This window comes from Acinetobacter portensis (assembly GCF_023158935.1).
In the GTDB taxonomy this organism is placed as follows: domain Bacteria; phylum Pseudomonadota; class Gammaproteobacteria; order Pseudomonadales; family Moraxellaceae; genus Acinetobacter; species Acinetobacter faecalis.
Map to the genome: position 1 here is coordinate 747389 of NZ_CP096120.1, position 14067 is coordinate 761455.

The 14067-nt window shown below is 35.3% G+C and carries 10 protein-coding genes; 7 read left to right on the forward strand and 3 right to left on the reverse strand.

All coding sequences use genetic code 11. The annotated features are described in order from the left end of the window. The first annotated feature begins 232 nt into the window (after positions 1-232). The 6 genes from MZO21_RS03845 to MZO21_RS03870 all read left to right on the forward strand — a co-directional run bounded on the left by MZO21_RS03845 (position 233) and on the right by MZO21_RS03870 (position 4241). Positions 233-1237, forward strand: a complete 1005-nt coding sequence (locus MZO21_RS03845; RefSeq protein WP_154772826.1) for a CobW family GTP-binding protein — start codon at positions 233-235, stop codon at positions 1235-1237. Between the two features lie 60 nt (positions 1238-1297). Then, positions 1298-1828, forward strand: a complete 531-nt coding sequence (locus MZO21_RS03850) for a YaeQ family protein (protein WP_154772825.1) — start codon at positions 1298-1300, stop codon at positions 1826-1828. A 203-nt stretch (positions 1829-2031) separates the two neighbouring features. After that, complete coding sequence (locus tag MZO21_RS03855; RefSeq protein WP_171501382.1) at positions 2032-2370, forward strand: FKBP-type peptidyl-prolyl cis-trans isomerase; 339 nt, start codon at positions 2032-2034, stop codon at positions 2368-2370. Positions 2371-2564: 194 nt separating this feature from the next. Next, positions 2565-3080 (forward strand): hypothetical protein, encoded by a 516-nt coding sequence (locus MZO21_RS03860; protein ID WP_248101795.1) that lies wholly within the window; start codon positions 2565-2567, stop codon positions 3078-3080. Between the two features lie 141 nt (positions 3081-3221). After that, positions 3222-3800, forward strand: coding sequence for a nicotinamide riboside transporter PnuC (gene pnuC, locus MZO21_RS03865; RefSeq protein ID WP_154773815.1), 579 nt, complete (start codon positions 3222-3224; stop codon positions 3798-3800). A gap of 66 nt (positions 3801-3866) precedes the next feature. Then, a complete protein-coding gene (locus MZO21_RS03870) occupies positions 3867-4241 on the forward strand; it encodes an endonuclease domain-containing protein (RefSeq protein WP_154773814.1) in 375 nt (124 codons plus the stop codon). Positions 4242-4334: 93 nt separating this feature from the next. Here MZO21_RS03870 and MZO21_RS03875 read toward each other — a convergent pair whose 3' ends face one another. Together MZO21_RS03875 and metH are read right to left on the reverse strand one after the other, a co-directional pair. Next, complete coding sequence (locus MZO21_RS03875; RefSeq protein ID WP_248101792.1) at positions 4335-6164, reverse strand: ATP-dependent nuclease; 1830 nt, start codon at positions 6162-6164, stop codon at positions 4335-4337. 235 nt (positions 6165-6399) lie between these two features. Further along, entirely contained in the window at positions 6400-10086 is a 3687-nt protein-coding gene (gene metH / locus MZO21_RS03880; RefSeq protein ID WP_154773048.1) for a methionine synthase, read from the reverse strand. A 522-nt stretch (positions 10087-10608) separates the two neighbouring features. Here metH and MZO21_RS03885 point away from each other — a divergent pair. Further along, a complete protein-coding gene (locus tag MZO21_RS03885) occupies positions 10609-12231 on the forward strand; it encodes an inorganic phosphate transporter (protein WP_154773047.1) in 1623 nt (540 codons plus the stop codon). Positions 12232-12332: 101 nt separating this feature from the next. Here MZO21_RS03885 and MZO21_RS03890 read toward each other — a convergent pair whose 3' ends face one another. Beyond that, positions 12333-13880 carry a hypothetical protein gene (locus tag MZO21_RS03890; RefSeq protein WP_154773046.1) on the reverse strand — a complete coding sequence of 516 codons (1548 nt, stop codon included), beginning with the start codon at positions 13878-13880 and terminating at the stop codon, positions 12333-12335. Between the last annotated feature and the right edge of the window lie 187 nt (positions 13881-14067).

The following is a 14067-nucleotide window of genomic DNA, read 5'->3' on the forward strand; positions in this document are numbered from 1 at the left end:
GGCTAAAAATAAAGCAGAATTTGTATGTAAATATATTTTATCGATTAAATATTAATCTAAATTTTAAACTAAATAGTACAAATGGTTCATTATGAATAAAGAGTATAGAAAATTTTGAAGATATTGATGTCTAAATGATGATTTGTATTGTTTGAGAAAATGGATTTGATGATTGAACTCTGACTTTTTCTTGGTAGCATGAGTAGATGTATTATTTAACGGTAAGTTTCTTTTGAAATTGATTGCGCCAATAAAAGCTATTCCAATTCATATTATTTCGGGTTTCCTTGGGGCGGGGAAAACAACCGTATTACAGCATCTTTTAAGCCAAAAACCTGAACATGAAATTTGGGCTGTATTAATGAATGAGTTTGGTCAAATTGGAATTGATCAACAGCTTATGCCACAGTCGAATGGTTTTGCAATTCAAGAATTATTAGGTGGATGTTTGTGTTGTAGTAGTCAATTGCCGATGCAAATTGCGTTATCTCGGTTAATTTCAGAAAATAAAATTGATCGTCTTTTTATTGAGCCTACAGGCTTGGGGCATCCAGCACAATTGTTGGAACAGTTAACAGAACCGCATTGGTTACAACATTTAAGTATGCGTAGTTTGGTTACAGTTATTGATGGTTCACGTTTACATGATTCAGATTGGTCACAGCAAAATTTATATCAAGATCAATTAAAAGCAGCTCAAGTTGTGGTAATTTCACATCAAGATAAAATGACAGATGGTGATATTTTCGCTTTAGAAACATTGAAAAAAGAATATGAAGCTTATCAACAAAAATGGATTTTAACTTCTCAAGGCAAAATATCTATTCTTGATATAGATCAAATATATATAGGCACAAAACGTTTAATTCAGCCTTTATTAAAAATACAAAAAAACTTAACTGCAAATGAACAGCCTGTGATTAAACAATTGCCATATCACTATGTAGAAAGCGCACAAGGTTATAGCGTTGCAGGCTGGAAACTTCCTAAAAGTTGGACATTTAATTTTTATGACGTGCTTGATTTACTATGTGAACAAAAAGATTGGTTGCGTATAAAAGCGGTGTTTAATACAAATGAAGGTTGGAAATCATTTAATTTCAATCCAAATCAATTTAATTATCAAACTGCGCAAGAAGGCATTGATAATCGGATAGAAATTATTTATCAAAATGAACGTGAATGGTTAAATTTTGAAGAACAGCTTTTTCAATGTCGAATTGATTTAAGCGAATAAATCTTCTCTGCAAAAAAAGTTGAAATCTTATATGCTAGGCGCAAATTTGAGGAAAGTTTCATGGCGCTGAAAGCAACGATTTATAAAGCAGATTTGAATATTGCCAATATGGATGTTCATCAATATGGTGATTATCAATTGACAATGGCATTGCATCCATCTGAAACCATTGAGCGTTTAATGGTTCGTATTTTGGCGTATGCGCGCTATGCAGATGAAGCTTTAGAATTTACCAAAGATTTATTTGAAACAGATGAGCCTGCATTGTGGGAAAAAGACTTAACAGGTCAGCTTACAAAATGGATTGAAGTAGGCAGTCCAGATGAGGATAAAGTCAAAAAAGCCAGCGCACGTTGTAAGCAAGTTGCAGTGGTTACATACGGTTCATCTGTAGATGAATGGTACAAACGTAATAGCAAATTGAAAACATTGAAAAATGTGGAAGTTTGGCAGCTTTCAACAGCGACAACAGAAGCTATTCAAGCATTATGTGCACGTACTATGCAGTTGCAATTAAACGTAATGGATGGTGAGTGGACGTTAATTGGTGACAATGCTCAAGCTGTTATTGAGTGGACTCAATTGCAATAAATTGCTTTATTTATAAAGAATTTCAAAGAAGATGTTAGCTTAAGTTAGCATCTTCTTTTTTATACAAAAAATAATCATAAAGATGAAAAACTTACGAAAAAACTAAGCAAATATTGCAGCGTAGAGAAGATGTAAAACTTCATATTTTAGGTTCAATCCCGTTTATACTATAAGTTGAAATATTTGTTTTAAGGTGAATAACTGTGTCAGCAGAATTAGAAATCATTGATTTAAAAGTGGGTGAAGGCAAAGAAGCGGTTAAAGGCGCTTTAATTACAACGCATTACACAGGTTGGTTGGAAGATGGTACAAAGTTCGATTCTTCAATTGACCGTGGTAACTACTTTGAAACTGTGATTGGCACAGGTCGTGTAATTAAAGGTTGGGATCAGGGCATTATGGGAATGAAAGTTGGCGGTAAACGTAAACTTATTGTTCCATCACATTTGGCTTATGGCGAACGTAAAATGGGTAAAGTAATTCCTGCAAACTCAAATTTAATTTTTGAAATTGAATTGTTCGATGTAAAAACTCGCGATTAATCTTTATTTGTTGAATAAGGCAATAAAAGTTGCCTTATTTAATATAAAGCTCGAACTCTCTTTTTCATTTATTCCTTCGTATTGTTAGAAGTATAAAAGGGGAATAAATAATGATGAAAATGACTGATTAAATAAAAATAAATTGAATTGCGTCTAATTAATTAAGCATGTTTTTTTATTTTCTTTAATAAATCATGTACATTAAAAAGGGTGTAAACCGTGAATTTATCGTGGGTGCGCTTATGGTTAAGTTTTTAATATTTATTGTTTTTATTATTGCTATTTTTGCATTTTGCCAAGTTGTCCGTAAAATTAAAATCAATGACGCTTTTAAATCAAAGTATTTTGCAAAATTAAATAGTGTCAAAGTGTCTATGACCAAAGCATCTACACATACATCTGAAGAAATTGTAGAAGTGGTAGACGAATATGAACAGCAACTTTTTGATGATGTTGCTGCAATTTTTTTAGCATCTGAAACGCATGAAATGAAAAAAGAACAAGCGGTAAATATACAAGAATATGTGCTAAATAAAATGCCCATTCAAACGCAAACAAGTTTACGCAATTTAGATTTAGAAGAATGGTCAATTTATTGGGGATTTTATCATCAGTCCTTAGAATATTACGTGGGGCGTTATGGTGTTTTTATTACTCATGTAGATAGAGATGGTTTAGAGCATCAATATAGCTACCGTATTACTGAATAAATATTATGTGAATATGCTGTTTGTTCTTTGCTTTTATCACATCAAATTTAATTTCTGTTTTCTTTATAAAATTACATGAGAAGACTTGAGATTCGCATAAATGATTTCATAATGTGGCAACAGAATGGAATCGATTAATTTATGTCTCCTTTAGAAATATTTGCTGTTATTGTGAGTGTGATAGGCGTAGTACTTACTATTCGCCGTAATATTTGGTGTTGGGGCGTGAACCTCATTGCTTATATTTTGTATGGTTATTTATTCTTTGAATATAAATTGTATGGCGAAACTATTTTACAAATTGTTTTCGTATTTTTAGGTGTATACGGTTTTTATAATTGGTCGAGAACAAAAAAGGAAGACCATGTTATTAAAATTGAACCAATTTCTAAGCAGAAAATAGTGTTTCATGTGTTTATTACCGTAATAGGTGGATTCATTTTTGGTTTAAGTTTGCATTATTTTACCGATGCAGCCTTACCTTTATTAGATTCTCAACTTGCGGCATTTAGTTTACTTGGAACCTATTGGACAAGCCGAAAGCATATTGCAACTTGGGTGCTTTGGGTGTTTGTTGATATTGTTTATACAGGCATGTTTATTTATAAAGATTTGTATTTAACTGCGACTTTATATGCATCTTTTGTAGGTTTAGCGGCTTGGGGATGGCACCAGTGGACTCAAGTGAAAAATAAGCAAGATCAATTGGTTACTAATTAATTTATTTTAATATTTTGTTTAACTTAAGAGAGCTTAATTTCTGATTTTTAAAATTTGTGAATAATAATGAAACCTTATAATAAAAATTTAAAACAAGCTTCGCGTGATTTACGTAATAACATGACCGATGCTGAAAAGTTACTTTGGTCACGGCTTCGTAATAAGCAAATTTTAGGTTTGCAGTTTTATCGGCAAAAGCCGATTTTGAATTTCATAGTGGATTTTTACTGTCCTGCTGTTAATTTGGTGATTGAGTGCGATGGTAGTCAGCATTTTACGGAAGATGGTTTAGAGGCAGATCGAGTTCGAGATGAAGCTTTGGCTCAACTCGGATTAAAGGTGTTGAGATTTGATAATGGGCAAGTGATGGGGCAGATTGATGATGTGGTGGAAGTGGTTTATAGGTATTGTTTGAAAGAGATTTTTAAAGAATCCCCCTAAATACCCCTTTTGCAAAGGGGGACTTCACGCGAATTTTATAGCGGTTGTGGAGTCGGATAGCTCCTCCCTTTTTTAAAGGGAGGTTAGGAGGGATTATGCAGGTCCAGCTTCGTCTTGTAATATTACTTTAGGAATTAGAGCTTCTAGCTCAGAAATATTACTCCATTGTACTGCACCTTCAGGAAGAGCAGCTTCATTTTGATCAAGTAGAGCATCCAAAAGTTGCTTGATTAGATTGTATTTTTCAGGAATAGACTTGATCTTTGATATACAGTGTTCAGGTTTGTTTGTGCTTATATCTTCTGAGAAATAAGCATGTTCAAAATTAATAAGCGAAGCTACTACTTTGCAATTTCCCCCCATTTGGTTCTTGATTTTATTGTTATTAGTCCAAGCAGGGTTTGTTATTTCAACAATGTCATATATTTTATTTTTAGGGGTTGATAGTTGTTTATTCAGTTTTCGACTTTGACATGTAGGAGTATCTGAATCATGTAAAACGTAATATTTATTTTGAAAGTGATTTAAAACTTTCATCATTGAGGCAACAGTTACTTTTCCTCTAGCTCTAATAATATTTAAATCATCATAATTTTGATTCCCATTTCTACTTTCGAATTCACGAATGTAGTTAAAAGCTGCATATTCCGTATCACCCTCAACGACTAAAATTTTCCCTCCAAAAAAGGCATGTGAAATATGAGAGTCAAATAGATTGATTAGTTTTAGATTTTCTTTGTCATCATGATCTAATTGGGTCTGTTCAGGTGAAAATAATGTAGTAGTTTCAATTCCATCTGTAATATTCTTTTCAACACGTATTACTGTTGTATGGTCTTTTGATAAATCTATAAAGTTAGGGGAATGTGTAGCTATCATTATTTGCCAATTTTCACTTTTAGGTAGTGAGTATAAAACGTCACGTGCAGTTGTAATAGCTGTTGGGTGTAAACTAACCTCAGGTTCATCTAAAAGTAATATGTGAGCAGAATTACTGCCTAATTGTTCGTGTTGACTGACTGATTTACTAGAAGTAATTTTAGCTTTATAACCTTTGTCTGCTAATAATTTTAGGATAGTCCATAAAGCTGTTCTTCTGCTCCCGCTGCCTTGTTTTTCTAATGGAAAAATTTCTCCGTTAACATGTCCCATTTTCACTTCAAATTCATCACCTAATAAATCTATTTTTATTTCTTTTTCAGATGGGGGAGCAACAATTTTCAGATTATGGTTTGGAAAAATTCTGCTAATAATTTCATTTGCAGAATTCTCTAATTGTTCAATTTCAGATTCTTGATCTTGTTTGATTTTGTCACGTAAGTCTATCAATGAATCCAAAATTAGTTGGTATGATGTTTTTTCAGATTCTTCAAGTTTAAATTCTTTAATTTGATCATCTAAAATACTTTTTAAGAGTGATTTTATAGCTAGAGCTTGAACTTCAGGACTATCAAAGGTGCTTACCCTATGTGGTTTAGGTCTCTTCGATTTGGCCTTATTTTGCATTCCCCAAGGTTGTTTTTCCTTGTCGCTATCTTCTGCATAGCGATTGAGATTAACATTAAATCCAACTCTTGAAGGGTCTTTATTCGGACTATCCCATGTCCATTTTTCTCGTACTAGAAAATGATCTGTATTTTCAATTGCTAAACACCACTCATCCCCTGGTTTATTCTCGTTAGTGATAATCGAATGTAATTCTATGGTTGGCAAATAGTTACTATTAACTTGATTGTTATGAAAGTCACTTAAATCTAGTTTTAAATTATCAGTGACGGCTTCATATGCTCTAAGAATAGTACTTTTGCCAGTATTATTTGCTCCGACTAAAATAACAATTTTATCTATATCAACCGAGATAGGATCATTACCAATACAGCCAAAATTTTTGATAATTAATTTTTTGATTTTTGGAATAGACATTTTCCCCCATTATAAAGCAATAAGAGTTTATTTTTTAACCATATTTTGCAAGAATGTAAATGTTTAATTTTATCCCTCCCAACCTCCCTTTAAAAAAGGGAGGAGTTGTCGCGTAATTCATTTAATCACATGACAAAGTCCCCCTTTGAAAAAGGGGGATTTAGGGGGATTCCTAGATTAAAAAACAAAAAATCCCCTCACTCGAGGGGATTTTTTTATCTAAACTACAGAGTCTTTAAACCACTGAATCATCCAAATTCGGCGCTAACCAACGCTTCGCTTCATCCAACGTCCAACCTTTGCGCTTCGCATAATCTTCCAACTGATCGCCAGAGATTTTACCCACGTTAAAGTATTCAGTTTCAGGGTTTGCATAGTAGAAACCGCTTACAGATGAAGGTGGCCACATCGCAAAACTAGACGTTAAGAACGTACCCATCTTCTCAGTCGAACCTAACCAATCAAATAAAGACGCTTTTTCAGAATGTTCAGGGCAAGCAGGGTAGCCAGGTGCAGGACGAATACCCACATACTTTTCTTTAATCAAATCATCATTGTTTAAAGTTTCAGAAGCTTGGTAACCCCAGAATTCCTTACGAATACGTTGATGCAAATGTTCTGCAAATGCTTCCGCAAAACGGTCACCCAAAGCTTGAACCAAAATCGCGTTATAGTCATCGCCTTTAGCTTTATATTCTTGCGACATTTCTTCTGCACCAAAAATAGATACAGTGAAACCGCCTAAATAATCTTGAGCTACATCTTTAGGTGCAATAAAGTCCGCTAAAGAATAATTCGCTTTACCTGTTACTTTGTCAGACTGCTGACGAATATGCTCAAATGTATGCGTAACATTGCCAGATTCATCTGTTACAGCAACAGTATCCGCTGCTGTACGGTTTGCAGGGGAAATGCTGAACGTTGCACGAGCATCAAAACGTTTATTTTCAATAATGTCTTTTAGCATGATTTGTGCTTGTTCATACAAATCACGTGCAGCTTCGCCAACCACTTCATCTTCAAGAATTTTAGGGAATTTTCCTGCCAAACTCCAAGAAATAAAGAATGGTGTCCAGTCAAAATATTCAACCAAAGTTTCTAAAGGATAGTTGGTGAATGTCTCTGAACCAATAAAGTTTGGCTTAACAGGTGCATTTTTTTCAAAGTCGATTTTAAATCCATTTTTCACAGATTCTTGATACGACAATTTTGCAGCTTTCGGCTGTTTATTTGCTAAACGCACACGAATTTTTTCATAGTCTGCTGCATAATCTTCTGCCAATTTGGGCTTCATTTCAGCAGATAATAATTGTGTTGCAACACCAACCGCACGAGAAGCATCGGCAGTGTAGTAAACACCATCATTTTGATATTGCGGTGAAATTTTCACAGCAGTATGTGCTTTTGAAGTTGTTGCACCACCAATCATCAGTGGAATGTTAAAGCCTTTACGTTGCATTTCTTTGGCAACAAAAACCATTTCATCCAATGACGGTGTGATTAAACCTGACAAACCAATAATATCGACTTTCTCATCAATTGCAGTTTGTAAGATTTTCTCGCAAGGTACCATTACGCCAAGGTCAACAATGTCATAACCGTTACAGCCAAGTACCACGCCAACAATGTTTTTACCAATGTCGTGAACGTCGCCTTTCACTGTTGCAAGTAAGATTTTACCTTTTGCTTCTGCTTGAGTTTTTTCAGCTTCAATGAATGGGTTTAACCAAGCAACAGCTTGCTTCATTACACGTGCAGATTTTACAACCTGTGGTAAGAACATTTTACCTGCGCCAAATAAGTCGCCAACCACGTTCATACCTGCCATCAATGGACCTTCAATCACATCCAATGGGCGAGTCGATTTTAGACGTGCTTCTTCAGTATCTTGGTCAATATAAGTCGTAATACCTTTTACTAAAGCATATTCAAGACGCTTTTCTACAGATTCATTACGCCATTCAAGGTTTTCTTCGGCTTTTTGTGCGCCTGCTTGACCACGGTATTTTTCAGCAACAGCAAGTAATTTTTCAGTTGCTTCTTGACCGCTTTCACCTTGATTTTGGTTAAGTACAACATCTTCAACCGCAGCTTTTAAGTCTGCATCAATGTCATCATAAATTGCCATTTGACCAGCATTTACAATACCCATTGTCATGCCTTGTTGAATGGCATGGTAAAGGAATACAGAGTGAATAGCTTCACGTACAGGTTCGTTACCACGGAATGAGAACGAAACGTTAGAAACACCGCCTGAAATCATGGCGTGTGGTAGGTTTTGTTTAATCCAACCTGTCGCTTCAATGAAGTCTACGCCGTAGTTATTGTGTTCTTCGATACCTGTTGCAACCGCAAATACGTTCGGGTCAAAAATAATATCTTCAGCAGGGAAGCCCACTTCGTTTACTAAAACATCGTATGAACGCTTACAGATTTCTTTTTTACGCTCTGCAGTATCCGCCTGACCATTTTCGTCAAATGCCATCACAATAATAGCAGCACCATACTGACGGCATAGGCGCGCACGTTCTACAAATTCGTCATAACCTTCTTTTAACGAAATTGAGTTTACAACTGCTTTACCTTGGACGCACTTCAAGCCTGCTTCAATAATTTCCCATTTAGATGAGTCAATCATGATTGGCACGCGTGAAATATCAGGTTCAGATGCAACAAGATTCAAGAAGTGCACCATCGCACCTTGTGAATCGAGCATGCCTTCATCCATGTTGATGTCGATGACTTGAGCACCAGCTTCAACTTGTTGACGTGCAACATCTAAAGCTTCAGCAAAATTTTCTTCTTTAATTAAGCGAAGGAATTTCTTAGAACCCGTTACGTTGGTACGTTCACCTACGTTTACGAATAAAGAATCTTTAGTAATGTTAAATGGCTCTAAACCACTTAAACGGCATGCAGGTTCAATTTCAGGAATTTGACGAGGTGTAATGCCTTCAACTGCTTTGGCAATTGCACGAATGTGATCAGGCGTTGTACCACAGCAACCACCTGTAATATTAATTAAACCACTTTCAGCAAATTCTTTGATAAATGCAGCAGTTTCTTCAGGTGTTTCATCGTATCCACCAAAAGCATTTGGTAAGCCTGCATTTGGATGCGCTGAAACAAATGTGTCTGCTACGTCAGATACTGTTTTTACGTGAGGGCGCATTGCATCTGCACCAAGGGCACAGTTAAAGCCAATAGAAACTGGCTCTGCGTGACGCATAGAGTTCCAGAAAGCTTCTGCTGTTTGACCTGTTAATGTACGACCTGAGGCATCTGTAATTGTGCCTGAAATCATAATTGGAAGTTCGTAACCCAACTCTTTAAATACTTCTTTTACCGCAAAAATTGCAGCTTTAGCATTTAAGGTATCAAAAACAGTTTCAATTAAGATGATATCTACACCACCTTCAATGAGTGCCTTAGTCGATTCTATGTAGTCAACTTTTAAAGCATCGAAGGTAATGTTACGAAATGCAGGATCATTTACGTTTGGTGAAATAGAAGTGGTACGTGAAGTTGGACCAATTACACCTGCCACAAAACGTGGTTTTTCAGGAGTGGAATATTTAGCACATGCTTCTTTAGCAAGACGTGCAGCTTCACGGTTAATTTCTGGAACTAAATCTTCCATGTGATAGTCAGACATTGAAACACGTGTACCATTAAAGGTATTGGTTTCAATAATGTCCGCACCCGCTTCAAGATACGCTTCGTGAATACCTTGAATAATTTGTGGTTGCGTTAATACAAGTAAGTCATTGTTGCCTTTTAGGTCATATGCCCAATCTGCAAAACGTTCACCACGATAATCTGCTTCTTCTAATTTATGGCGTTGGATCATGGTACCCATCGCACCATCGATAATTAAAATTCTTTTGCTAAGAAGCTCTTTCAGGGTGGCAAGTGTGGACATTCAAACGTTCTCAGAAGGAATTAAAAAACGGTAATAATCTTAACAGATTAGCGCTCTGAATTCTGCCTTGGATTTGTCAGAAAGATGGATATAGTTGATTTGAAAAATTTATAAGAGAAGGCTTTATAAATGAGATGGGATAATTTCTATTTTGAGTAAATAGTGGAATGCGAATGTTTGGAGTCATAATGAAAACAATAATATTCAACATTGTCATAAATCCTTCATTATTTTGTCATAAATACAGTGCATATTATTAAGAGTGAAAATTTTGCTACTTTTTTGATCAATCATGCGAATTGTTACAATTAAATGTAACATTGTTGATCATTACTTTTAATATTGGGGTTTTTTATTAAGAATTTGATTTATATGTATTAATTTTTTTATTTTGTATGTTTTTACAAGATAACTGACAACAAAAAAGTATAAAAACTGTCTTTATATGGCAGTTGCTTGTCATATAATTGTCATAATTAAATTGAACAATAAGGGGATATTCTTATCCTCTTACTTGCTTGCATGAATTCTAATCAATCTCCAGTTTCAGATTCAGTACAACAATCGGCGAAAATCTCGTCGACTAATGTTCATGTACCAACACCGAAGTATTTTATGCCGGTGTTTTTAACAGTCATTATTTCAACACTTATTTATATTGGCTTCCAATTGGTGGCTGATTTATCTCATGTACCTGCATTAAGCCTTTATTCAGTAATCTTGCTTGCAACAGCATTATTTATTGCTTTAGGTTTTGAGTTTGTGAATGGTTTCCATGACACAGCCAATGCTGTTGCAACTGTTATTTATACCAATGCATTGTCTGCACCTGTTGCGGTAATGTGGTGTGGTTTCTGTAACTTTCTTGGTGTAATGGTTGCAAGTGGTGCAGTTGCTTACGGTATTATTGCTTTACTTCCTGTAGAACTGATTATGAATGTCGGTTCTGGTGCAGGTTTTGCAATGGTTTTTGCCATGTTAATTGCAGCTATTACTTGGAACTTAGGTACTTGGTATTTTGGTATTCCTGCATCTAGCTCGCATACGCTTATTGGTTCTATTTTAGGTGTAGGTATTATGAACTACATTCTAAATTCAAGCAGTGGCGCATCTGGCGTAGATATGGAGCAAGTATTAAAAGTAGGTAAAGCACTTTTATTTTCTCCATTAATTGGTTTTGCATTTGCAGCTGTGTTGTTCTTGTTGGTTAAAAAAATCTTCAAAAAACAATTAGAATTATTCCAACCACCTGAAGGCAATAAGCCACCACCACCATTAATTCGTGCACTTTTAATTTTCACTTGTACAGGTGTAAGTTTCGCGCACGGTTCAAATGATGGTCAAAAAGGTATGGGTTTAATCATGCTGATTTTGATTGGTTGTGTACCTTTGGCATATTCTTTAAACAAGAATTTAGATCAACAACATATTCAATCTTTCAGTGATTTATCTACACAAGCTGCTGAAGTAATTTATGCAAATCATGCAGATATTACAGATGAAAAAGCGCGTGAAGTATTAACTACATACATTCAAACTAAAGAGTTAACACCTGCTGTTGTACCTGCATTGGCAAGTATTACAGATCATTTGGGTGATCGTGTTGGTCAATACGGTTCTTTAAAAGATGTTCCAGAAACTGAAGTTTCTGCACTTCGTAACGATATGTACTTGAGTGCAACAACATTCAAACGTTTAGATAAAGCAGAAGCTTTACCTGCAATGAATGAATCTCAAGCGAAAGTAGTTGATCAGTACCGTGACAATATGGATTCATTCCTACAATATATTCCTACTTGGGTAAAAGTTGCTGTAGCACTTGCTCTTGGTTTAGGAACTATGGTGGGTTGGAAGCGTATTGTTGTAACTGTTGGTGAGCGTATTGGTAAGCAACATATGACTTATGGTCAAGGTATGTCTGCCGAGCTTGTTGCAATGACGACAATTGCTGCTGCTGATGGTTTTGGTATGCCAGTATCAACAACTCACGTACTTAACTCTGCTGTAGCAGGTACGATGGTTGCCAATAAATCTGGTCTGAACTTCCAAATGGTTCGTACTATTCTTTCAGCTTGGATCTTCACTTTACCTGCAACAATCTGTTTATCAGGTGCGTTGTTCTGGTTATTGTTAAAAGTATTCTAAGTTTAATGAATTTAAAAAAGCTGCCAAAAGGCAGCTTTTTTATTGGGTAATTTTTAGCAGTTTTATAATAGAAACTTAAATCTAAAATAATTAAACGCAGATTACTTGTTTAGATTTTTCTTAAGTGCTTTAGGAAGTTTAGCTTCTGCAAAACCATAAAGCGCTGCTAAAGGTAATGCTGTACGTGCTAAATAAGCAACACGCCAAAGTCCGCCATGGTTAGCACCTTCCATCATTAGTTCTAATGGATGTTCTAATTTCACTTCAGGGTTTGCTACAGATTTAGGATTACGTAAGTCGTGAATCCATAACGCTGCCATAATTGCATTTGTTGTTTCAGGTTTAAATGCTTCCACATCAAATAAGCTTGCACCGTTAAAGGCTGCTTTTAAAAGCGGATTTTTAGTTACAGAATGTGTAGTTGTGGATGGTGCAATATTAATACTGACACGTTGTCCCATATGTCTTGCTAAAGTTGCACGCCATTGTTGAATGCGTTTTGCTAAAGCATAGTTAGGACCTTGTTCAATGACTAAACAGTCTGCAATACCATATTGCTTACCATTTTCAGAGCTATAAAGTTCTGTTGAATTTTCTTTAAACAAATGTTTAAAGCTTAAAGATGATATGGCTTTAGAAAGTGTTTTTTGAAGCTGTGAGCGATCATTAAACTTTGCAGAAGATGCATCTACAATTTCTTTTGGAATTGCATAAACATCGGTTGGGGTACACATAAACATTAAGCTTGTATTGGCTTTATGCGTACTCACAAATTGCATAATTGCATCCATTGCCATAGATACACGTACATGCTTTTCACCATCTAAATATGCAATCGCAGCTAGGTCTAAATCATTTGGTTTTTCAAGTAACCATTGTGCAATTTCAGGTGTTTGCGTTAATAAATTCGCGCCAAGTTTTGTTTTTAATACGGAAATATCTGTATTTGCATCAAGGTTTTCTTGTGATGGAGCATAAAGCGTTGCATTACCGCTTTTAACCGTATTTAAAATTTTGTCCCAAACACGTTCACTTGGTAAATCTACAGCAACAATATTGGCTTTCCATTTAGATAACCAAGTTAAAGGGCCTGCTTCAGATGCAGCGCCAAACAATACCATTGTTCGATCAGATAAATCGAACCATTCAGGATGAGCAATGGCTTCACGTAAAGCATTTGCATGGCTTGGCTCTACAATGCCGTTATTTTCCCAAGTTTGAATTTGAGAAAGTAACGCATCACCTTGGAGCTTTTGTCCTTGATAAGGTACATACCATTCAGGAGCAGAAGTATTTTCACCTTTCACAGCAAATGTATGAAGTGAATGATTTGCAAATTGCATAATGTTAGCAAAGCAATGCTTCTGACCATCACGGTAAAATTCAAATGATTGATGGGCTTTATTTAAGCCAAGTTCAGCAATTTTAATCGGGTCATTTATTGTTTTAATACCAGATTCTACAAGTGCCTTGAAATATTGAGGATAAGTTTTACGCCAATTTTTTTCTTTAATAGCTTGTTGAGCAAGACTTGGATTTACTGTTGAAAGTGCTTCAGCAATAATTTCACGCCCAGTTTTTGATGTACTCGGCTTATTGTTTTGTTCTTGAATAGGAAATTGAAGACCATCTAGGATAGGGGACGACATTGCAAAATATCTCGATATTAATGATGTAAATATACAGATGTATACAATATCGCTGTAGCTTTGCTAGACCGTTGGCATTTACTTCCAAAATAATAGGATTATGTTTCAAGTTATATAGATGACGTGAGTTAAAGTCATGCTTTTTGGTGTACAAACTGAAATAATAAATTCATGTGATAATTGTAAT